The sequence below is a fragment of the Variovorax sp. LjRoot84 genome, from assembly GCF_964254305.1.
Taxonomy (GTDB): Bacteria; Pseudomonadota; Gammaproteobacteria; order Burkholderiales; family Burkholderiaceae_C; genus Variovorax.
This window is the reverse complement of the sequence record NZ_CAXUTE020000001.1, coordinates 849,417-869,041: the sequence shown is the minus strand read 5'-3', so window position 1 is coordinate 869,041 and position 19,625 is coordinate 849,417. Positions and strand designations below refer to the sequence as shown.

The 19,625-nt window shown below is 70.1% G+C and carries 21 protein-coding genes; 13 read left to right on the top strand and 8 right to left on the bottom strand.

Translation table 11 applies throughout. The annotated features are described in order from the left end of the window. Positions 1–10: 10 nt before the first annotated feature. The gene (locus tag ACSQ9I_RS04385; RefSeq protein WP_436302811.1) at positions 11–1,438 is read right to left on the bottom strand and encodes a PLP-dependent aminotransferase family protein; all 1,428 of its coding nucleotides are present in this window, start codon (positions 1,436–1,438) and stop codon (positions 11–13) included. Positions 1,439–1,540: 102 nt separating this feature from the next. Here ACSQ9I_RS04385 and ACSQ9I_RS04380 point away from each other — a divergent pair, with 102 nt between their 5' ends. The 10 genes from ACSQ9I_RS04380 to ACSQ9I_RS04335 are packed head-to-tail and all read left to right on the top strand — an operon-like array spanning position 1,541 to position 9,439. Next, positions 1,541–2,140: a LysE family translocator gene (locus tag ACSQ9I_RS04380; RefSeq protein ID WP_093111383.1), complete on the top strand. Its 600-nt coding sequence runs from the start codon at positions 1,541–1,543 to the stop codon at positions 2,138–2,140. Further along, a complete protein-coding gene (locus tag ACSQ9I_RS04375; RefSeq protein ID WP_436312386.1) occupies positions 2,137–3,066 on the top strand; it encodes a DMT family transporter in 930 nt (309 codons plus the stop codon). Before ACSQ9I_RS04380 ends, ACSQ9I_RS04375 begins: the two co-directional genes overlap by 4 nt. 25 nt (positions 3,067–3,091) lie before the next feature. Continuing rightward, positions 3,092–4,306: a PLP-dependent aminotransferase family protein gene (locus tag ACSQ9I_RS04370; protein WP_093111379.1), complete on the top strand. Its 1,215-nt coding sequence runs from the start codon at positions 3,092–3,094 to the stop codon at positions 4,304–4,306. Between the two features lie 24 nt (positions 4,307–4,330). After that, positions 4,331–4,942, top strand: coding sequence for a DJ-1/PfpI family protein (locus tag ACSQ9I_RS04365; protein WP_093111377.1), 612 nt, complete (start codon positions 4,331–4,333; stop codon positions 4,940–4,942). Next, complete coding sequence (locus ACSQ9I_RS04360) at positions 4,939–5,577, top strand: LysE family translocator (protein WP_436312385.1); 639 nt, start codon at positions 4,939–4,941, stop codon at positions 5,575–5,577. Before ACSQ9I_RS04365 ends, ACSQ9I_RS04360 begins: the two co-directional genes overlap by 4 nt. Before the next feature lie 2 nt (positions 5,578–5,579). Then, the gene (locus ACSQ9I_RS04355) at positions 5,580–6,221 is read left to right on the top strand and encodes a glutathione S-transferase family protein (protein ID WP_436295442.1); all 642 of its coding nucleotides are present in this window, start codon (positions 5,580–5,582) and stop codon (positions 6,219–6,221) included. Between the two features lie 5 nt (positions 6,222–6,226). Then, complete coding sequence (locus tag ACSQ9I_RS04350) at positions 6,227–7,138, top strand: PhzF family phenazine biosynthesis protein (protein ID WP_436312384.1); 912 nt, start codon at positions 6,227–6,229, stop codon at positions 7,136–7,138. An 8-nt stretch (positions 7,139–7,146) separates the two neighbouring features. After that, the gene (locus tag ACSQ9I_RS04345; RefSeq protein WP_436312383.1) at positions 7,147–7,833 is read left to right on the top strand and encodes a VOC family protein; all 687 of its coding nucleotides are present in this window, start codon (positions 7,147–7,149) and stop codon (positions 7,831–7,833) included. A gap of 1 nt (position 7,834) precedes the next feature. Next, the gene (locus ACSQ9I_RS04340) at positions 7,835–8,470 is read left to right on the top strand and encodes a LysE family translocator (protein WP_436312382.1); all 636 of its coding nucleotides are present in this window, start codon (positions 7,835–7,837) and stop codon (positions 8,468–8,470) included. A 3-nt stretch (positions 8,471–8,473) separates the two neighbouring features. Further along, positions 8,474–9,439, top strand: a complete 966-nt coding sequence (locus ACSQ9I_RS04335; RefSeq protein WP_436312381.1) for a threonine dehydratase — start codon at positions 8,474–8,476, stop codon at positions 9,437–9,439. Positions 9,440–9,451: 12 nt separating this feature from the next. On the opposite strand, the gene ACSQ9I_RS04330 is transcribed toward ACSQ9I_RS04335, so the two are convergent. Together ACSQ9I_RS04330 and ACSQ9I_RS04325 are read right to left on the bottom strand one after the other, a co-directional pair. After that, the gene (locus tag ACSQ9I_RS04330; RefSeq protein ID WP_436312380.1) at positions 9,452–10,090 is read right to left on the bottom strand and encodes an intradiol ring-cleavage dioxygenase; all 639 of its coding nucleotides are present in this window, start codon (positions 10,088–10,090) and stop codon (positions 9,452–9,454) included. Between the two features lie 52 nt (positions 10,091–10,142). Then, positions 10,143–14,081 (bottom strand): autotransporter outer membrane beta-barrel domain-containing protein, encoded by a 3,939-nt coding sequence (locus ACSQ9I_RS04325; protein WP_436312379.1) that lies wholly within the window; start codon positions 14,079–14,081, stop codon positions 10,143–10,145. 224 nt (positions 14,082–14,305) lie between these two features. On the opposite strand from ACSQ9I_RS04325, the gene ACSQ9I_RS04320 reads away from it, so the two are divergent. Then, positions 14,306–14,980, top strand: coding sequence for a histidine phosphatase family protein (locus tag ACSQ9I_RS04320; protein ID WP_436312378.1), 675 nt, complete (start codon positions 14,306–14,308; stop codon positions 14,978–14,980). Here ACSQ9I_RS04320 and cutA read toward each other — a convergent pair. From cutA to ACSQ9I_RS04305, 3 genes are all read right to left on the bottom strand, one after another. Further along, the gene (cutA, locus tag ACSQ9I_RS04315; RefSeq protein ID WP_093111357.1) at positions 14,971–15,303 is read right to left on the bottom strand and encodes a divalent-cation tolerance protein CutA; all 333 of its coding nucleotides are present in this window, start codon (positions 15,301–15,303) and stop codon (positions 14,971–14,973) included. The genes ACSQ9I_RS04320 and cutA overlap by 10 nt on opposite strands. A gap of 148 nt (positions 15,304–15,451) precedes the next feature. Beyond that, positions 15,452–15,784: a hypothetical protein gene (locus tag ACSQ9I_RS04310; protein ID WP_093111355.1), complete on the bottom strand. Its 333-nt coding sequence runs from the start codon at positions 15,782–15,784 to the stop codon at positions 15,452–15,454. 15 nt (positions 15,785–15,799) lie between these two features. Further along, positions 15,800–16,045 carry a GlsB/YeaQ/YmgE family stress response membrane protein gene (locus ACSQ9I_RS04305; RefSeq protein ID WP_093111353.1) on the bottom strand — a complete coding sequence of 82 codons (246 nt, stop codon included), beginning with the start codon at positions 16,043–16,045 and terminating at the stop codon, positions 15,800–15,802. Between the two features lie 115 nt (positions 16,046–16,160). Between ACSQ9I_RS04305 and ACSQ9I_RS04300 the strand changes: the two genes are divergently transcribed. Next, a complete protein-coding gene (locus ACSQ9I_RS04300; protein WP_436312377.1) occupies positions 16,161–16,790 on the top strand; it encodes a YbhB/YbcL family Raf kinase inhibitor-like protein in 630 nt (209 codons plus the stop codon). Positions 16,791–16,796: 6 nt separating this feature from the next. On the opposite strand, the gene ACSQ9I_RS04295 is transcribed toward ACSQ9I_RS04300, so the two are convergent. Together ACSQ9I_RS04295 and ACSQ9I_RS04290 are read right to left on the bottom strand one after the other, a co-directional pair. Beyond that, positions 16,797–17,615, bottom strand: a complete 819-nt coding sequence (locus ACSQ9I_RS04295) for a creatininase family protein (RefSeq protein ID WP_093111349.1) — start codon at positions 17,613–17,615, stop codon at positions 16,797–16,799. Positions 17,616–17,638: 23 nt separating this feature from the next. Continuing rightward, positions 17,639–18,517: a LysR family transcriptional regulator gene (locus tag ACSQ9I_RS04290; RefSeq protein ID WP_436312376.1), complete on the bottom strand. Its 879-nt coding sequence runs from the start codon at positions 18,515–18,517 to the stop codon at positions 17,639–17,641. Between the two features lie 91 nt (positions 18,518–18,608). Between ACSQ9I_RS04290 and ACSQ9I_RS04285 the strand changes: the two genes are divergently transcribed. Further along, a complete protein-coding gene (locus tag ACSQ9I_RS04285; RefSeq protein ID WP_436312375.1) occupies positions 18,609–19,619 on the top strand; it encodes a zinc-binding alcohol dehydrogenase family protein in 1,011 nt (336 codons plus the stop codon). Positions 19,620–19,625: the final 6 nt, after the last annotated feature.

Below are 19,625 nucleotides of genomic sequence, written 5' to 3'. Positions count from 1 at the left end.
GCGCCCGGCTTCAGAGCTGCGTCTTCACCCGCGCGAACACCTTCCAAAAAGTCGCGTCCTGCGCCGTCGCGAAGTTGATCCGCATCAGGGTGCTCGGCGGACGCCGCGCATGGAACAGCGAGCCCGGCGCCAGCAGATAGCCCTCGTCGAGCATGCGCTGGGTCAGCGCATCGGTGTCGACACCGGTGTCGACCCAGCCGAACAGCCCCGCCGGCTCCGAGGCCAGCGTGCAGCCGGCTGCGAGCGCCAGCTTGACAGTACGTCCACGTGCGCCGTCGAGCCGCAGCCGGATGCGCTCGGCATGCCGGCGCAACTGCCCCTGGTCGATACACCACGCCAGCGCGCGCTCGAACAGCGAGGGCGTGGTCAAGGTCGTGAGCAGCTTGGTTTCGAGCATGCGCCCCACCAAGGCCGGCGAGGCAGCGAGAAAGCCGATACGCCAGTTGGGCGCCAGGATCTTCGCGAAGCCGCTCACGTAGATGGTGCGCTGTAGTCCGTCGAGCGCGCTGAGCCGGGTGGCATGCTCGGGCGCGAGATGGCTGTAGGTGTCGTCCTCGACGATGTGGAAGTTGTGCTTGTTCGCCAGCTGCAGCACGCGGTGCGCGCTGCCCGGGGTGAGGCTGTAGCCGGTCGGGTTGTGCAGCACGCTCACGCTCACGAAGAGCTTGGGCTTGTGGCCGTTCCCAGCATCGCAGTAACGCTCCATCACTTCGAGATCCGGCCCTTCGGCCTTGCGCGGCACGGGCAGGATGCGCATGCCGAGCGCCTCGAGCCGCGCGAATTCCAGCGCCCAGCCGGGCTCCTCGACCATCACCGCGTCGCCGGCGCGCAGCAGCGTGCGGCTCACGATGTCGAGCGCGTGCGTCGCCCCGACGGTGGTCACGATCTGTTCCGGCCCGGCCGGCACGTTGATGTTCGCCAGCTTGGTCGCCAGGCTGCGGCGCAGGCCGCTGTCGCCCGCGGGCTCGCCGTACTGCAGCGAAAAATCCTTGAGCGCCCGGGTGCTCGTCACGCGGCGCACCGCAGCGGCCGTGAAGGGCGAGTCCAGCCATTCGGACGGGAACACGCCCATGCCAGGCTGCGGCTTGTCGCTGGGACGATGGAACATCCCGCGGATGAGGGTGCTCGCATCGGCGGGCACGGGCTTGGCGGCGGGCTGCTCGGAGATCGGGCCCATGGTCGACAAGGCCGGCCCGGCCTGTGCCGCGATCGAGTCGCGCACATAGAAGCCACGCTGGCGCCGGGCTTCGACCAGGCCCTGCGCGAGCAACTGGTCATAGGCCGCGACCACCGTGTGCGGGCTCACGCCCTGTTGTCGCGCGCACTCGCGCACCGAGGGCAGGCGCGCGCCGGGCGCCAGCAGGCGCGTGCGAATGCGCTCGGAAAAACGGTCGGCGAGTTGCTCCGTCAGCGACTGGGTCGAGGTCCGTGTCAGCATGCGCGTCTGTGTTCTGTGTCGATCGTTGGACCGATACAGGCTCGACTCTTGTCCGGCGATCTGTATCGGTACTGTAATGGTCCTCAGTTTAGAGTGTGTCCCATGAACTGGCAAGAATTCACCGCGCTGCTGGTGTTGGCCACGGCGATGAGTTTCTCGCCCGGACCGAACACCACGCTGTCGACCACGCTCGCCGCCAACGGCGGCCTGCCGCGCGCGATGCGTTTCGTCTTTGCAGTACCGGTGGGGTGGACCCTGCTGCTGTTGCTGTGCGCGGCCGGCATCGGCGCGCTGGTGCTCGCCGCGCCGTCGCTGCGCTGGGCCATCAAGGCGCTCGGCGTCGCCTATCTGCTGTGGCTGGCGTGGAAACTCAGCGGCAGCGCGACGATGGGCCAGGCCGACGGCCGGCGCCTCTCGGTCGGCTTCAAGCAGGGCGTGCTGCTGCAGTTCCTCAACATCAAGGCCTGGCTGCTGGCGCTGACGCTGGTGGCGGGCTGGATCGCCGGCCATGCCGATGCGCTGCAGCGTCTTGCGATCGTGGCGCCGGTGATGCTGGTCTATGCCTTCACAAGCAACTTCATCTATGCGCTGGCCGGCGCGCTGCTGCGCAACTGGCTGGCCCAGGGAAAGCGGCTGCTCTGGTTCAACCGCGCCATGGCCGCCGTGCTGGTGCTCACGGCCTGGTGGATGGCGAGCGTATGAAGATCAAGGACGAGACTCTGGGCATGTGGCTCGGCGTGCTGGGCGTCGCCTTCTTCGCGGTCACGCTGCCGATGACGCGGCTCGCCACCGGCACGCAGGACGCGCCGCAGCTCTCGCCCTGGTTCGTGACGCTGGGCCGCGCGGCGCTGGCCGGCGTGCTGTCGGCGATCTTCCTGCTCGTCACGCGGCCACCCTTGCCGCAGCGCCATCAGTGGACGCCGCTTGGCATGGCCGTGCTGGGCAACGCGATCGGCTACCCGCTGCTGCTGGCCTATGCGCTGCGCGTGGTCAGCGCGAGCCATGCGGCGGTGGTCACGGCGTTGCTGCCGCTGGTCACGGCAGCCTGCGCGGCCTGGGTGCTGCACCAGCGCGCGCGGCTCGGCTTCTGGCTCTGCGCGCTGGCAGGCAGCGCGCTGGTGATCGTGTTCTCCGTGCTGCGCGCGGGCGACCAGGGCGCCGCCTTCGGCTTCGCCTGGGGCGACCTGCTGCTGGTCGGCGCGGTGTTCGCCGCCTCGCTGGGCTACATCTACGGCGCGCAGGTCACTACAGCCCTGGGCGCGGAGCGCGTGATCTGCTGGGTCTGCGTGATGGCGCTGCCCGTCACGCTGCCGGGCACGCTGTGGTTGTGGCCCGAGCAGCCGGTGGCCGTCTCGGCCTGGATCGGCTTCGTCTACGTCGGCGTATTCTCGATGTGGATGGGCTTCTTCGCCTGGTACCGCGGCCTCGCGATGGGCGGTGCGCTGCGCGTGAGCCAGACCCAGCTGCTGCAACCCTTTCTCTCGATCCTCGCCGCGGTGCCGCTGCTCGGCGAGCCGATCGACATCGTCACCCTCGGCTTCGCGGGGGCGGTGGTGGCCACCGTGGTGGCCGGCAAGAAGCTCTCGCAACCGCGCACGCCCGCCGTGCTCGCAGCGGCATCACGATAACGACTCGCACATCCAAGGAAACGACATGAACTGGAAACTCGCCGCCCGCGCCGAAAAGATGAACCCTTCGGTGATCCGTGAAATCCTCAAGGTCACCGAGCGCCCCGGCATCATCAGCCTGGCCGGCGGCCTGCCCTCGCCCAAGACCTTCCCGATCAGCGCCTTCGCCGAGGCCTGCGCCGAAGTGCTGCACAAGGACGGCCAGGCCGCGCTGCAGTACGCCGCCAGCGAAGGCTACGCCCCGCTGCGCGAAGCGGTCGCGGCGATGCTGCCCTGGCCGGTCGATCCGGCGCAGGTGCTGATCACCACCGGCTCGCAGCAGGGCCTGGACCTGATCGCCAAGGTGCTGCTCGATCCGGGCAGCCGCGTGCTGGTCGAGACGCCCACCTACCTGGGCGCGCTACAGGCTTTCTCGCCGATGGAGCCCGAGCCCGTGAGCGTGGCCAGCGACGACGAGGGCGTGTCGGTCGACGACCTCGTGGCAAAAGCGAAGGACGCGCGTTTCGTCTACCTGCTGCCCAACTTCCAGAACCCCACCGGCCGCACGATGACCGAGGAGCGCCGTGCCGCAGTATCGGCCGCGGCCGCGAAGGCCGGGCTTCCGATCGTCGAGGACAACCCCTACGGCGACCTCTGGTTCGACGAAGCCCCGCCGCTGCCGCTGACCGCGCGCAACCCCGAAGGCTGCGTCTACCTCGGCTCCTTCTCGAAGGTGCTGGCGCCGGGCCTGCGGCTGGGCTTCATGGTGGCGCCCAAGGCCATCTTCCCGAAGCTGCTGCAGGCCAAGCAGGCGGCCGACCTGCACAGCCCCGGCTTCAACCAGCGCATGGTGGCCGAAGTGATGAAAGAGGGCTTCCTCGATCGCCACGTGCCGACCATCCGCGCGCTCTACAAGCGCCAGCGCGATGCGATGCTGACCGCACTGGCGCGCGAGATGAAGGGCCTGGGCGTGGAGTTCAACAAGCCGGCCGGCGGCATGTTCCTGTGGCTGCGCCTGCCCGAGGGCATGGACGCGGTGGCGCTGCTGCCGAAGGCGGTGGAACGCGGCGTGGCCTTCGTGCCGGGGGCGCCCTTCTATGCGGGAGCCAGCGATCCGCGTACGCTGCGCCTGTCCTTCGTGACCGCGAGCGTCGAGGAGATCGACACCGCGATCACCGCGCTGGGCGAGGCCGTGCGCGAGCAGCTGGCGCACAACGCGGCTGCCGAGGTCGAGCGCCAACTCGCCGCCAGTCCCGTGTAACGGGCATCGAATCAAGGCACGACGATGCACATCGCCATCCTCACCTTCGAAGGGTTCAACGAGCTCGACTCGCTGATCGCGCTCGGCGTCCTCAACCGGATCAAGAAGCCGGGCTGGCGCGTCAGCCTGGCCGGGCCGAGCGCCTCGGTCACGTCCATGAACGGCGTGACGGTGAAGCTCAGCGCATCCCTGGCGGATGCCTGCGAGGCCGAGGCCGTGATCGTCGGCAGCGGCATCCGAACGCGCGAGATCGCGGCCGATCCGGCCATCCTCTCGGCGCTCACGCTCGACCCGTCGCGCCAGCTGATCGGCGCGCAATGCTCGGGCACCTTGCTGCTGGCCAAGCTGGGCCTGCTGGGCGCCGTGCCGGCCTGCACCGACCTGACGACCAAGCCCTGGGTGCAGGAGGCCGGCATCGAGGTGCTGAACCAGCCCTTCTTCGCGGCCGGCAACGTGGCGACCGCGGGCGGCTGCCTCGCGTCGCCCTATCTCGCTGCGTGGATCATCGCGCGCACCGAGGGCCCCGAGGCCGCGGCCGATGCGCTCCACTACGTCGCGCCGGTGGGCGAAAAAGAAGCCTATGTCGCGCGCGCCATGAAGAACATCACGCCCTACCTCGAGACGCGCACGCCATGATCGACCTCGCGACCCTCTCGCTCTTCCTGGTGGCGGTGCTGGCGCTGTTCCTCTCGCCCGGGCCCAACATGGCTTTCGTGCTCTCGCACGGCGTCGCACTGGGGCCGCGCGCCGGCTTCGCGGCCGGGCTCGGCATCGCGGCGGCGGACCTGGTCCACACCCTGTGCGCCGCGACCGGCGTCACCGCGCTGGTGACGGCATGGCCGCCCTCCTTCGACCTGCTGCGCTATGCGGGCGCGCTCTACCTGCTGTGGCTCGCCTGGCAGGCGCTCCGCTCGGGCGATGCACGCCTGCAGGCGCACGCCGATCGCGCCGGCTTCGCGCGCGTGCTGCGCATGGCCTGGCTCAACAACCTGGTGAATCCGAAGGCGCTGCTGTTCTTCATGGTCTTCCTGCCGCAGTTCGTCGACCCGGCGCGCGGCAGCGTGCCGATGCAGCTGGTGATGCTGGGTGTCGCGCTCTCGCTGGCCGGGCTCGTCTTCAACACGGTGCTGGGTGCCTGCAGCGGACAGATCGGCCGCTGGCTGCAGCGCCGGCGCGGCGCCGCCGGCTTCCAGCGCGGCCTGCTCGCCACGGTGATGATCGCGCTGGCCGTTCGTCTTCTCTTGATCGACCGCCCCTCGAAGGGATTCTGACCATGCTCAATATCTGGGGGCGCATCAGCTCCATCAACGTCCGCAAGGTGGTGTGGTGCGCGCAGGAGATCGGGCTCGATTTCCAGCGCACCGAGGCCGGCGGCAAGTTCGGCATCGTCCAGACGCCCGAATACCTGAGGCTCAATCCGAACGCGCTGGTGCCGGCCATCGACGACGGCGAGGGCGAGGGCCGCGTCACGCTCTGGGAATCGAACGTGATCGTGCGCTACCTCTGCGCCAAGCACTCGCCCGGCAAGCTCTATCCCGAGCCGCTGGCCGCACGCTTCGACGCCGAGCGCTGGATGGACTGGCAGCAGACCACGCTGAATCCGGTGAGCGCCGGTGCCTTCAGGCAGTGGGTCCGCGTGCCTTCGGGCCAGCGCGACCCGGCCGTGATCGCGCATTCGGTGCATGCCACCGAGCCGCTGTTCGCGCTGCTCGACGCGCACCTCGCCACGCGCGCCTTCATGCTCGGCGATGCATTCACGATGGCCGACATCCCGGTGGGCTGTGAAGCGCACCGCTGGTTCGGCCTGCCGCAGACCGAATACACGCGGCCCGCCTGGCCGCATGTCGAGCGCTGGTTCGCCGATCTGCGCAGCCGCGCCGGCGCACGCGGCGTGCTCGACCTCGCACTGGAATGAAGCTCATGAAAACCCGCCCCTTCAAGCAAGTCGACGTCTTCACGGCGAAGCCCTATCTCGGCAATCCCCTCGCGGTGGTGCTCGACGCCACCGGCCTCGACGATGCCGCGATGCAGAGCTTCGCGAAGTGGACCAACCTTTCAGAGACCACCTTCCTGCTGCCGCCGACCGAGCCGTCGGCCGACTACCGCGTGCGCATCTTCACGCCGGGCGGCGAGCTGCCCTTTGCCGGCCACCCGACGCTGGGAAGCTGCCATGCCTGGCTGCAGGCCGGCGGCCGGCCCAAGGCGGCAGGCCGCATCGTCCAGCAGTGCGTCGCGGGCCTGGTGCCGATCCGGCACGAGGGCGAACGCCTCGTTTTCGCCGCGCCGCCGCTCAGGCGCAGCGCGCCGAGCCCCTCGCTGCTGGCCAAGGTGGCCGCCGCGCTGGGCCTCAAGTCGCAGCAGATCGTGGCTGCGCAGCTGCTCGACAACGGTCCGGTGTGGCTGGGCCTGCTGCTCGACGACGCGGACACCGTGCTCGCGCTCAAGCCCGACCACCGCATGCTCAAGGAGCTCGGCCAGAAGGTCGGCGTGGCGGGCGTCCCTGCGGCGCAAGACGATGCAGCCTCGCCCCTGATCTCGCGTTCCAACCGCGAGGCGCGCGCCTTCGCGCGCTCGAACGACGAAGGCATCGGCCTCGAGGTGCGCGCCTTCGCGGCGCCGATCGGCGTCGAGGAAGATCCGGTCACGGGCAGCCTCAACGCCAGCCTCGCGCAATGGCTGATCGCCGATGGGCACCTGCCCGAACGCTACCTCGCGGCGCAAGGCCAGTGCCTGGGCCGCGCAGGACGCGTCCATGTGTCGCGCGACGCGGAAAGCCAGGTCTGGATCGGCGGCGACTCGGTCACCTGCATCGACGGCAAGGTCACGCTCTAGGAGGCCTCGTGCAAGCGCGCATCGACCACCTTGTGATCGCCGCCGGCGACCTCGACGAAGGCGTCCAGTGGTGCGAAGCCACCTTCGGCATCGCGCCCGGCCCAGGCGGCGCGCATCCGCTGATGGGCACACACAACCGCCTGATGAAGATCGCGACCGTCAAATTCCCGCGCGCCTATCTCGAGATCATCGCGATCGACCCCAAGGCCAGGCCGACGCGGGCCGCCGGCACCCATCGCTGGTTCGACCTCGACGATGCCGAGCTGCAGGCCGGCCTGGCACGCGGCGGGCCGCGGCTGGTGCACTTCGTGGCCGAGGTGCCCGATGCCGGCGCGGCCGTGCAGGCCCTGGCGCGGCAGCGCATCGACCGCGGCCGCGTGCTCGAAGCCTCGCGCGAGACGCCGGCCGGCCGGCTCGCATGGCAGATCACGGTGCGCGACGACGGCCAACGCCTGATGTACGGCACGCTGCCCACGCTGATCGAATGGGGCCCGGTGCATCCGAGCGACGGCATGGCCGATTCCGGCGTCAGGCTGCGTTCGCTGACCGTCGCGCATCCGCGCGCCGGCGACCTGGACGCGGCGATGGAAGCCATCGGGCTTTCGAACGTGCCGGTGAGCACCGGCGCGCCCAGGCTCCGCGCGGTGTTCGATACGCCGCGCGGCACCGTCACGCTCGACTCCGAGGGGATCTGACATGCCGATGAGCTCCACCGAACTCGCCTTGTTCGCGCTCGCCGCGCTGGTGCTGGTGCTGACGCCCGGCCCGAACATGATCTATTGCGTCTCGCGCACGCTGTGCCAGGGCCGCGCGGCCGGACTGATGTCGCTGGCCGGCGTGCTGCTGGGCTTCGTGGTGCACCTGATGGCCGCGGCGCTGGGGCTGACGGCGCTGCTGATCGCCGTGCCCTTCGCCTTCGACGCCATCCGTTTGGCCGGCGCGGCCTACCTGATGTGGCTTGCCTGGCAGGCGGTCAAGCCGGGCGGCAGCGCGCCTTTCGAGGCCCGGCTGCTGCCCGACGATCCGCCGGCCAAGCTCTTCAGCATGGGCTTCGTCACCAATCTGCTGAACCCCAAGGTGGCGATGTTCTACCTCTCCTTCTTCCCGCAGTTCCTGCATCCCGAGCGCGGCTCGGTGCTGCTGCAGAGCCTGATGCTGGGCGCGGTGCAGATCGGCGTCAGCGGTGCCGTCAACGTGCTGCTGGTGCTGAGTGCCGCGCGCCTGACGGCCTTCCTGTCGCGAAGCGAAGGCTGGCTGCGCGCCCAGCGCTATGTGATGGGCAGCGTGCTGGCCGCGCTCGCGGTGCGCATCGCGCTGCCGGAACGCAAGTAGCCGATGCGATTCACACGCGAAGAGATCGCCGCCGCGCGCCGCACCGTCTACGCGGCGATGCCGCCGACGCCGCAGTACGCCTGGCCGCTGCTGGCCGGGCGCCTGGGCTGCACGGTGTGGACCAAGCATGAAAACCACACGCCGGCCGGCGCCTTCAAGCTGCGCGGCGGGCTCACCTACTTCGAGACGCTGGCGCGCGACGAGCCCGGGGTGCGCCATGTGATCAGCGCCACGCGCGGCAACCACGGCCAGTCGGTCGGCTTCGCCGCGCGGCGCCACGGCCTGGCGGCGACCATCGTGGTGCCGCACGGCAACTCGGTCGAGAAGAACGCGGCCATGCGCGCGCTCGGCGTCACGCTGGTCGAGCACGGCGACGAGTTCCAGACCGCGAGCGAGCATGCCGCGCACCTGGCCGAGCGCGACGGGCTGCACCGCGTGCCCTCCTTCCACCGCGAGCTGGTGCGCGGCGTCGCGACCGCCTATGTGGAATTCTTCGAAGCGCTGGCCGATGCGCCGCCCGAGGTGCTGTTCGTGCCGATCGGACTGGGCTCCGGCTTCGCGGCCGCGGCGGCGGCGCGTGCGCATTGCGGCGTCAAGACGCGGCTCGTCGGCGTGGTGTCGGCGCATGCGACCGCGTACCTCGATTCATTCCGTGCCGGCCGTCCGATCGAGGCGCCCGTCAGCACGCGGCTGGCCGACGGCATGGCCTGCCGCACACCGGTGCCGGAGGCGCTGGCAGTGATCCGGCGCGAGGCCGACGAGGTGGTCGCGGTGAGCGACGAGGAAGTGGCCGCGGCGATGCGCGCGCTGTTCACCGACACGCACAACGTGGCCGAAGGCGCAGGCGCGGCGGCCTTGGCGGCCGCGATGCAGCAGCGCTCGCGCTGGCAGGACAAGACGGTCGGCATTGCGCTGACCGGTGGCAACGTCGATGCCGCGATGTTCGCCGAGGTGCTGTCGCAGCGTTGAGAGCGGCCCGCCTCAGGCCGCGATGACGATCGGAAAACGCGCCCGCACGCCATCCGCCGCCGGCTCGAAAGGCACGGTGATCGCGGCACGCGAGGCCTCCGGCAGGTTGCGCCAGAGGAAGTCGCGCGCGTTCCCGGGGTCGCCCTCCACATAGAGCTGCGTCGTCAGCAACTCGCGTGCGCCCAACTTCACCTTGACATGGATGTGGGGCGTGCGGCCGCTGTAGGCCACGGGCCGGATGGTGCGAAAGCGATAGCGGCCGTCGGCATCGACCGCCACTCGGCCGAAGCCCTGGAACGCGGCATCGGCGCGGTCGCCGTCGCCGGGGTGGTGATAGTGGCCGTCCTGGTCGCACTGCCAGATCTCGACCTGGGCGCCACGCAGCGGCCGGCCGGCCAGATCGGTCACGCTGCCCTCGACCCAGGCCGGCTGGCCGCTGCGGTAGTTCAGCGTGCCGTTGCGCAGCAGGTCGTTGTCCGCGTCCTGCGGCAGGCGCACGGGGTAGAACGGCCCTTCGGTCTGCGACGGCGTGGCGAGGCGCGCCGCCTGCGGCTGCGCGCGCGCGCCGAGCCAGAGGGCGGGCGCTGCGACCAGCGCGGCGGCGACCGTGCGCCGGGGAAGAGAACCGGGGGAGGTGGTCAGGACACGCATGGCGGTACGAGCCGCCCGGCGCACGCGAGTTCCACCCGCCGCGTTTTCTTTGCTACCAGCGCACGCGCACGCCGATCGCGCCCTGGATCGACGATTTCACCTTGGTGTCGCCGCCGGCGCTGAAGACCTTGCCGACTTCGCCGTACAGGCTCACGGTTCTGCTCAGCGACAGCGTGGCGCCGCCCGCCAGTTCCACCGAGGTGTAGTTGCCCGTGCTGCCGATGGGCGTGACGAAAGGGCCGTTGACGAAGCGCGCGACATCGCTGCCGCCGCTGCCGCGAACCACGCCGACGCGTGCATAGGGCTGCAGCCGCCCGGCCGCGGTGGAAATGTCCCCCTTCACGCGCACGCCGAGGCCGGCGGTCCAGTTGCCGGAATCGTCCTGCTGCACCAGGGCGCCTGCGATCGCCAGGTCGTCGACACGCGCCTTGCGGTAGCTCAGCTGCGCCTGCGGCTCGATCGTCCAGCCGCCGCCGAGCGCAAAGGCCTGGCCGACTTCGACCGAGGCCGTCAGGCTGTTGCCCTTGCCCGAGGCCGCGAGGCCGCCGAGCGGACGGATGGTGAAGCGATGCGAGCCGTACTGCAGCACGGTGTCGACGTAGAAGCCGGTCGCGTTGGCATATGAGGCGTAGGCGCCGAGGTAGCGGGCGCGCAGATCGGTACTGCCGACCGGGCGATAGACGCCGCTGGCGAAGCCGCTCAGGTCGGCATCGCCGTCGAGGGTGCCGACATACACACCGGCGTGCCAATCCCCGAGCTGTGAGACGTAGAGATCGGTGCCCGCCTGGACGCCGGCGACGTGGCCCTGCGTCGATGGGCTGACGACACCCGACTGGCGGATGTCGACATCGCTGTAGACGGCACGTGCCCAGGCGCGGCGCTCGGCCGAGAGCGCACCGCCCACCGGCGTCAGGCTGGCGATCGCGCGCGCGCTCGCATCGTCGTCGCCGAGGCGGCTGCGCAGGCTGCCGATCATCGCGAGGTCGGTGCGGCGCAGCTGCGACGGCAGGGCCGCGAGCATCGGGGCCTCGGCGCGGTAGGCCGTGACCGGTACCGGCGCGGGCGCCGGAGCGGGTGGCGCCGGGGGAGCCGGCGGAGCTGGAGGCGCAGGTGGAGCCGTAGGCGCCGGCGGGCCGGGGGGCGGCGGGGGCGGTGGCGGGGGCGGCGGGGGTGGAGGGGGCGGCGGAATGACTTCCGAGCGCAGATACCAGTTCTCCCCGGCGCCGCTCGCATCGGCGGCGTACAGGCGGTACTCGAAGGCGCCGGCATCGACGTGGCCCGCTCCGCCGAGCGCAAAGGCGCTCTTGGTCGTCTGCGCCGTGGTGGTTGCGCCGTTCAGCGCGGTGATCACCTCGATGCCGCTGCCCACGGTCTGGCCGCCGAGGCCGCCGAGGTTGGTGATCTGCAAGGTGGTGCTGCCGCTGGCGACGGCGGTGGCGCCGTCGAGCACCAGCCGGTCGGACGGGCCGCTGGCGCCGAGCATGGTGCCCAGGCGCAAGGTGCCGTTGTTGCCGACGTAGGGGCCGTTCACCGTCAGCGTGGTTCCGGGCGTGGCGCCGACCAGCGAGACGGTGCCATCGTTGTTGAGCGAGGCCATGCTCTGGCTGAAGCCCGCCAGGTCGAGCGTGGCGCCAGCTGCCACGCTGTGCGCCGATACGGCGCTCAGGGTGTTGGTCGCGCCGGCACGCAAGGTGCCGCCGCTGACGGTGGTGCTGCCGGTGTAGGTGTTGGCGCCTGAGAGCGTCAGGGTACCGGTGCCGGCCTTGACCAGCGAACCAGCGCCGGGGGGCGGCCCTGGCATGAAGACACCGTTCGACATCGCGCCGCTGAAATTGCCGGCGCCGACCGTCAGCTCGCTGCTGTTCAGCCCGACCGTGCCGCTGCCGTTCAGCAGGGCGATGGTCTGGGTCGCGTTGAGCAATTCGACGCCGGACACGGGCTGCCCCGCGACGACATTGCCGGTGGAATTGACCGTGAGGTTCGCGGTCGGCGCCAGGCGGCCGTTGCCGTTCACGAGCACGCTGCCGTTGCCGTTGACGACGAGGTCGCCCGGCACGGTGCCCGCGGCTGCCAGCAGCAGGTTGGCGTTGCCCTGCACCGTGGTCGTGCCGCTGTAGGTATTGACGGCGTTGTACGCGTAGCCGCTCCAGCCGCCGCCGACCCCGTCGAGCGTGATGCCGTGCGCACCGCCGATGCTGCCCGCGAACACGATCGAGCCCAGCGGCGCGACGTGGGTCAGCGTGGCGTCTGCATTCAGCGTCACCGGGCCGGTCCAGGTGGAGGAGGCGACCGGCGCGACATTGAAGCTGTTGTTCACGACGACGGCGTTGTCCAGCTGGGCCTGCGTGCCGAAAGTGCCGCCGTTGATCGTCACGGCGCCAGTGCCCAGCGCGCCAACGGCCGTGATGGTGAGCCCGCCGGCATTGAGCGTGGTGCCGCCGCTGTAGGTGTTGGCCGTGCCGATGGTCGTGGTGCCGGGGCCGCTCTGCGCCAGCGAGCCACTGCCGCTGAGCGCGTTGGTCAGTGTGATGTTGTCCGAGCGATTGACGATCAGCGAAGCGCCGCTGCCGATGGCGATGTTGCCTTGCACGCTGCCGCTGGCGGTGCCCGCCCCCAGCTGCAGGGCACCGCCGCTGATGGTGGTGCCGCCGGTGTAGGTGTTGTCGCCCGTCAGCGTCAGGGTGCCGGCGCCGACCTTGACCACGGCGCCGTTGCCGAGCATCACGGGATTGATGTAGAGCGACCCGTTCTTGTCCTGCGAGCCCGGGCCCGTGTTCGAGATCACCCCGCTGATGGTGTCGTTCTTGTTCAGCGCCCCCACTTGCAGCGTGGCGGTGCCGAGTACGACACTGCCCGAGCCCGACAGGGAACCTATCGCCGCCGCCGGCGCGCTGATGTCGTTGACGTAGACCTGGCCGGTATTGACGACGGTGGCACCGCTCAGGTCCGCCGTGTTCGCCATCTGGAGCGTGCCGCCGTTGTTGAGGGTCGCGGTGCCGCCGTTGCTGTTCTCCTGGAAGATCAGCCGGCCGCCGTTGTTGTTGAGGGTCGCCTGCTGCGCGCTGGCTCCTCCGCCGCCGAACAGCACATAGGTGCCTGCACCGTTGTTGGTGATCGTCGCCGTGCCGGCGTTCGCGCCGTTCTGGAACTGGAGGCCGCTGTTGCTGCCGTTGACGTTGGTGTTGACGCCGACCGGCACCGTGATGGCAAGGTTGCCGGCGCTCGCGGTGGCATCCTGGAAGCGCAGCTCGGCGTTCTCGAGGATGGTGATCGGGCCGCTGCCGAAGGAGCCCGTCGTGTGCGTCCAGACATTGAGGCGGCCGGCCGTCCCGTTGCCCTGCAGGACGGTTCCGCCCGTGTAGTTGTTCGCGGCGTTGTCGATGCTCAGGCGCTGGGTCTCGCTGCCTAGCGCATTGGTGCCGGTGTTGCGCAGCGTGAGCACGCCGCTGCCCGTGATCTGGCCGCTCAGCGTATTGGTTTGGGTGCCGGCCACATCGACGGTGCCGCCGGCGGCGCCGAGCACGATCGCGCGGCCGCTCGAGAAGTTGTCGGCGCCCAGGCGCAGCGTGCCGCCACCGAAAGCGATGGCTCCGCCGGCGCCGAGGTTGGCATCGGAATTCACCTGCAAGGCGCCCGCATTGATCGTCGTGGTGCCCTGGTACGTGTTGGAAGCGCCCAGGACGATGATGCCGGCGCCGGTCTTGACGATGCCGTTGGTACCGCTGACGACACCGCTCTGCGTGGCCGTGCCCGCACCGAGGCTGTTGAGGGTCACGTCCGACGGCGTCGTGTCGATCGCAGCCGCCAGGTTGTCGCCGTCGTTGTAGTCGACGGTCTGCGCGGCGCCGGATGCCGCCAGGACGCTCAGGCCCGCCGCGACCAGCAGGCTGCCCAGGCCGCCGGAGCGCTTGCCGCGCGCGGCCGTGATTTCCGACACCGCGACCCATGCCCCGAGTGCGGGATTCCAGACGCTCCGATATGACTTGTTCATGCTCTGCTGTCCTCTTGTTATGAAAGCGGCGTCCCTGGACCGGCGGCTCTCGATCGGTGTTAACGAAAGTTTGCATTCTTACAGAATGAGAACTTTGTGATTCAACTCATTACATGATTTGTATGAAAAAGTTCACACTTCAGCGCCCATCGCCCCTCCCGTCCAGCGCAGAAAGGTCGCAGCAGTGACCCGCTTTTCCGGCGCGCGCCGGCAGAATTCCGCGCATGGGAACCCTCTTTCTCGTACGCCACGGACAAGCCAGCTTCGGCGCGGCCGACTACGACCAGCTGAGCGAACTGGGCCACCGGCAGTCGCGGCGCCTGGGCGAGTACTGGCGCGAACGCGGCATGCAGTTCGATGCCGTCATCACCGGCACCCTGAAACGCCATCGCCAGACCTGGGAAGGCATCGCCGAAGGATTGGGCCTCGCGCGCGACGACGTGCTGCCCTGGCCGGGACTCGACGAGTACGACGCCGAAGCGGTCATTGCAACCATCCATCCCGAGAAGCTCGAGAAGCCCGATTCACCCGAGAAGTACCGCCACCACTTCCGGCTGCTGCGCGACGGGCTGGGTGCCTGGATGCAGGGCCGGACGGCACCGGCCGGGATGCCGAGCTACGTCGACTTCCTGGCCGGGGTGACGAGCGCGCTGGACCACGTGCGCGGCAAGCACCACGGCGCCCGGGTCCTCGTGGTGTCGAGCGGCGGCCCGATCAGCACCGCGGTCGGCCACGTGCTGGGCACCAGCCCCGAGACCACCATCGAGCTGAACCTGCGCATCCGCAACACCGCCGTCACCGAATTCGCCTTCACGCCCAAGCGCCACATGCTTGTGACCTACAACACGCTGCCGCACCTCGACGGCCCCGCCTGGGCGGACTGGGTGACCTACGCCTGAGCGACGCCCGCGCTGCCGTCAGCGAGCCAGCGCAGGTAGTCCGCGGACCCGGCCGTGATCGGCAGCTGCACGATCTCCGGCATTTCGTAGCTGTGGCGTTCCCGGATGAAGGCTTCCAGCACCACATAGCGCGCGGCGAGGGTCTTGATGAAAAGCAGCCATTCGGGCTCGCGGTGCAGCGTGCCCTGCCAGACATAGAAGCTGCGCACGCGCTGCACCTGCACGCAGGCCGCGAGGCCCGCCTCGACGATCGCGGCGGCGAGCGCTTCCGCCTCGTCCTCGGTGCTGGCGGTGGTCATCACGATGCAGGCCGTACCGTCCATAGCGCCTCCTGTCGTTGCACGTCAAAGCGTTCCCGAGCTCCCTTCCAGGAACACCGCGGAACCGGCTTTGCCGGGCCGCTGGTGTTGCCCCCGGTGAGGGGGTTGGCGTAGCGACACACAGTGCGCGAAGCCTGGGGGAGAGCTTATTTCAAGCTTGCCAGACGCCATAGCCGGCTTCGCGCAACGCGATGCCGAGTTCGACCTCCATCTCGCGCGCGGCCTCGTAGGGCATCGGGTTGTAGACCGCATAAAGGGCCGGCAACAGCCTGAGCCCATAGTCACGCACGAAGGCGTTGGCCTGGATGCCGGCCTTGTGCTTGTCGAAGCGTACGTCGGGATCCAGCCCCGTCATGCCGACGTAGACGAAGGGCTGGCCGAGCCGATAGTCGGGGTTGGCGCGCCGGAAGCGGGCGATGTTCCAGACCCGGTCGTCGAGTTCGACGACGTAGACATGGTGGTGCGCCCTGGATTTGCGGGCCATCGCTGCCCGGCACGCTCACTTGCGTTTGACGAGGCCCCAGATGAAGAGCAGCACGATCGCGCCGACCACCGAGGCGATGAAGCCGGCCCCCTGGCCCGCGGTGTACCAGCCCATCGCCTGCCCGAGGTAGGTCGCGATCAGCGAGCCGGCGATGCCGATCAGGGTGGTCACGATGAAGCCGGCCGAGTCGTCGCCGGGCTTGATGGCGCGCGCCACGAGGCCCGCGACGAAACCGATCAGGATGGTCCAGACGATGCTCATACGCTTCCTTGGTATTGGAATGGGAGGGAAGAGGCGACCGCGGGAGCGCAGCGCCGTTTCATGATAGCGGAGCCTGCCTACACGCCTGCTGCCGCCCGCGAGCTATACAGGCGGGATGCTCGAAAAACTTCCCGAAGCCATCGGCCACGCCCTGCACGGCGTGCGCGCCGGCCTCGACGAGATCGCCTTCAACACCCTGGGGCTGCGCCAGGGCATGGCCTCGATCTCGGTCGCCAGCCTGGCCTTCGTCGACCATGCGCCGCTGCCGCCGCGCTACACGGCCGACGGCGAGGGCCTGTCGCCGCCCCTGCAATGGACCGGCGTGCCGGCCGGCGCCGCTTCGCTGGTGCTGCTGGTCGAGGACGCCGATTCGCCGACGCCCCATCCGCTGGTGCATGCGATCGTGGTCGGCCTTCCGGCGGAGGACGGCAACCTGCCCGAGGCCGCGATCGCCAGTGCCGGCAACGAGGGAACCGGCGTTCACACCGGCCGCAATTCCTACCTCCAGGCCGCCTGGCTGCCGCCCGATCCGCCGCCGGGACACGGCGTGCACCGCTATGCCTTCCAGCTCTTCGCGCTGGCCAGCGCGCCCGCGTTCTCGGCCAGCCCGGGGCGCGATGAGGTGATAGATGCGCTGCGCGCGCATGCGGTCGCCAGCGGCTTGCTCATCGGCACCTGCGAGCGGCCCGACGGCACGATCAAGATCAAGGAAGCCGCGCCGGGCGGGCCGGCGGTGGCCGGCTGAGGCTGTTCAGCCCAACGGCCCGGTGTGCGCGGTCGACAGCGGCAGGCGCGACGCCTCGGCCAGCAGTGCCGCGAGCTGGCGCGCCGCGGCGTCGATCACCGCGCGGCCTTTCTCTGCGGTCGCCGCGGCGGCGTTGCCGGCGGCACCTGCGGGGTTGTAGTCCTCCATGGCCCAGCCCAGCCTGGCGCTCCTGCCGTTGCCGAGCACCGGGTAATCGGCCGCGCGCTGGCGCGAGCTGGAGCCGAAATCGCGCGCCGCCTGCATCGCCACCTGCCCCGGCGCCAGGGCCAGCATCATCGAGGTCTCGATCTCGCCGGCGTGCACGCCGAAACGGTGTTCGTCGGCGCTGAACTGCGCGCCCGCATCGCCCAGCGGCAGGTTGAACCAGCTCGCGCTGTAGACGATGAGGCCGTGCGCCGCACGTAGCTCGCGCGCGACGATGTCCATCGCGCCGGTGTGTCCGCCGTGCGCATTGAAAAGCACCAGCTTCCTGACGCCCGCACGCGCGACGCCGGCGCCGATCTCGTTCCAGAGCCGGATCAGCGTCTCAGCCGACAGGGTGAGCGTGCCCGCAAAGCGCGCGTGCTCGGGGCTCAGGCCAATCTGCTGGGTCGGCAGGAACAGCACCGGCAGCTCGGCCGGCAGCAGCGGCAGCGCGGCGGCGACGATGCCGTCGACCAGGGTCGAGTCCACGCCCAGCGGCAGATGCGGGCCGTGCTGCTCGGTCGCGCCCAGGGGCAGCACCGCGACGGTCGCGGCCGGATCGAGCGCGGCGAAATCGCGTGTCGTGAGTTGGGACCAGAAGCGGCTGGCAAGGGCAGTCATGAGGCAATCTTAGTGGTGCGAGCTTAGTGGTGCGAGGGCAGCGCCGCGAACTTGGCCGCCAGGAAATCGATGAGCGAACGCACCCGCGCCGGCACGAAGCGGCCGTTGGGCAGCAGGGCGTGCAGCGGATAGGGCTCGGTGTCCCAGTCGGGCAGAAGCCGCACCAGCGCACCCGAGGCCTCGTCCTGCTGCACGTCGAGCGCCGACTTGAGCGTGATGCCGCGGCCCGCGAGCGCCCACTGGCGCGCGAGCGAGGCGTCGTCGACGATGCGGTCGCCGTCGACGCGCACCTCGGTCCACTGGCCGTTGCGCGCAAAGCGCCAGACACGCTGGCGCCGGCCGCTGCGATGGAAGGTCAGGCAGTTGTGCTGCAGCAGGTCCTGCGGCACCTGCGGCGCTGGGTGCCGGCGAAGGTAGGCGGGCGAAGCGCACGGCACTGGACGCGAATCGGCCAGCGCGCCGTAGCGCAGCGCCACGTCGACCTCGTCGCGCGTGACGTCGAGCGGCCGGTCGCCGACCGAGAGCGCGAGCTGCAGGCCCGGGTGCGCATCGAGGAAGTCGTCGAACCAGGGCAGAAGCGCACTGCGCGTGAGGTCCGAAGGCGCGGCGACGCGCACCGTGCCGACCAGCGCGCCGCGATCGGCCGCCACCAGCGACTCGCCTTCGGCCAGCAGCTCGAAGGCGCGGCTGGCGTAGTCGAGCAGCGTCTGGCCCTGCGGCGTGAGCCGCATCGCGCGGGTCGAGCGCTCGAACAGGCGTGCGCCGAGCTGTGCCTCGAGCCGCTTCAAGGTCGCACTGGCCGCCGCGGGCGTGATGCCCAGCGCGCGCGCCGCCGCCGTGAGGGTGCCGCCGCGCGCCGTGTGCACCAGCACGTGGAGGTCCGCGATATTTTCAATTTTCATTTGAAACTGATGCGCTTTGCGGGCAGCTTATCAAAGCCGGCCGCGATGCCTACATTCGACCGCATCGATTCCATTCCTCCAAGGACACACCATGAAAGCCGTCGGCTACCGCCAATCCCTCCCCATCGACGATCCCGCCTCGCTCGAAGACCTCAGCCTGCCCGAGCCCACGCCCGGCGCGCGCGACCTGCTGGTGCGGGTGAAGGCGATTTCCGTGAACCCGGTCGACACCAAGGTGCGCAAGGGCGCGCGGCCGGGGGCGGCCGACGCGAAGGTGCTGGGCTGGGACGCGGCCGGCACGGTCGAGGCCGTCGGTGCGGCGGTCAAGGGCTTCAAGCCGGGCGACCGCGTGTACTACGCAGGCTCGATCACCCGGCCCGGCACCAACAGCGAACTGCATGTGGTAGACGAACGCATCGCAGCCCTCGCGCCGAAGCGCCTGGACGACGCGCAGGCCGCAGCCCTGCCGCTGACCACCATCACCGCCTACGAGCTGCTGTTCGACCGGCTCCGGGTGCCGAAGAACGGCGGCGCCGGGCAGACGCTCCTGATCGTCGGCGGCGCCGGCGGCGTCGGCTCGATCCTCATCCAGCTGGCGCGCCAGCTCACGCAGCTGCGCATCATCGCGACCGCCTCGCGCGCCGAAACGCGCGCCTGGTGCCTGGCGCTGGGCGCACACGCGGTGATCGACCACTCGAAGCCGCTCGCCGGCGAACTCAAGGCTGCCGGCATCGGCGAAGTCGACATGGTCGCCAGCCTGACGCAGACCGGGCAGCACTACGCGCAGATCGTCGAAAGCCTGAAGCCCCAGGGCCAGCTCGCGGTGATCGACGACATGGCGGTGTTCGATGCCATGCCGCTCAAGGGCAAGGCGATCTCGCTGCACTGGGAGTCGATGTTCACGCGCTCGAAGTTCGAGACCCCCGACGTCGCGCGCCAGGGCGAGCTGCTGGCCGAAGTCGCCGCGCTGGTCGATGCGGGCCGCATCCGCACCACGGCCAACGAAAGCTTCGGCACGATCAATGCGACGAACCTGCGCCGCGCCCATGCGCTGATCGAGAGCGGCAAGGCGCAGGGCAAGGTGGTGCTGCAGGGCTTCTAGAGGCAG

Coding starts and splice junctions, on each gene's coding strand:
- ACSQ9I_RS04330 (WP_436312380.1), bottom strand. CDS start 10,090: ATGCGTGTCCTGACCACCTCCCCCGGTTCTCTTCCCCGGCGCACGGTC.
- ACSQ9I_RS04310 (WP_093111355.1), bottom strand. CDS start 15,784: ATGGCCCGCAAATCCAGGGCGCACCACCATGTCTACGTCGTCGAACTC.
- ACSQ9I_RS04380 (WP_093111383.1), top strand. CDS start 1,541: ATGAACTGGCAAGAATTCACCGCGCTGCTGGTGTTGGCCACGGCGATG.
- ACSQ9I_RS04355 (WP_436295442.1), top strand. CDS start 5,580: ATGCTCAATATCTGGGGGCGCATCAGCTCCATCAACGTCCGCAAGGTG.
- ACSQ9I_RS04300 (WP_436312377.1), top strand. CDS start 16,161: ATGCTCGAAAAACTTCCCGAAGCCATCGGCCACGCCCTGCACGGCGTG.
- ACSQ9I_RS04320 (WP_436312378.1), top strand. CDS start 14,306: ATGGGAACCCTCTTTCTCGTACGCCACGGACAAGCCAGCTTCGGCGCG.
- ACSQ9I_RS04335 (WP_436312381.1), top strand. CDS start 8,474: ATGCGATTCACACGCGAAGAGATCGCCGCCGCGCGCCGCACCGTCTAC.
- cutA (WP_093111357.1), bottom strand. CDS start 15,303: ATGGACGGTACGGCCTGCATCGTGATGACCACCGCCAGCACCGAGGAC.
- ACSQ9I_RS04285 (WP_436312375.1), top strand. CDS start 18,609: ATGAAAGCCGTCGGCTACCGCCAATCCCTCCCCATCGACGATCCCGCC.
- ACSQ9I_RS04360 (WP_436312385.1), top strand. CDS start 4,939: ATGATCGACCTCGCGACCCTCTCGCTCTTCCTGGTGGCGGTGCTGGCG.
- ACSQ9I_RS04325 (WP_436312379.1), bottom strand. CDS start 14,081: ATGAACAAGTCATATCGGAGCGTCTGGAATCCCGCACTCGGGGCATGG.
- ACSQ9I_RS04295 (WP_093111349.1), bottom strand. CDS start 17,615: ATGACTGCCCTTGCCAGCCGCTTCTGGTCCCAACTCACGACACGCGAT.
- ACSQ9I_RS04375 (WP_436312386.1), top strand. CDS start 2,137: ATGAAGATCAAGGACGAGACTCTGGGCATGTGGCTCGGCGTGCTGGGC.
- ACSQ9I_RS04340 (WP_436312382.1), top strand. CDS start 7,835: ATGCCGATGAGCTCCACCGAACTCGCCTTGTTCGCGCTCGCCGCGCTG.
- ACSQ9I_RS04305 (WP_093111353.1), bottom strand. CDS start 16,045: ATGAGCATCGTCTGGACCATCCTGATCGGTTTCGTCGCGGGCCTCGTG.
- ACSQ9I_RS04290 (WP_436312376.1), bottom strand. CDS start 18,517: ATGAAAATTGAAAATATCGCGGACCTCCACGTGCTGGTGCACACGGCG.
- ACSQ9I_RS04350 (WP_436312384.1), top strand. CDS start 6,227: ATGAAAACCCGCCCCTTCAAGCAAGTCGACGTCTTCACGGCGAAGCCC.
- ACSQ9I_RS04365 (WP_093111377.1), top strand. CDS start 4,331: ATGCACATCGCCATCCTCACCTTCGAAGGGTTCAACGAGCTCGACTCG.
- ACSQ9I_RS04370 (WP_093111379.1), top strand. CDS start 3,092: ATGAACTGGAAACTCGCCGCCCGCGCCGAAAAGATGAACCCTTCGGTG.
- ACSQ9I_RS04385 (WP_436302811.1), bottom strand. CDS start 1,438: ATGCTGACACGGACCTCGACCCAGTCGCTGACGGAGCAACTCGCCGAC.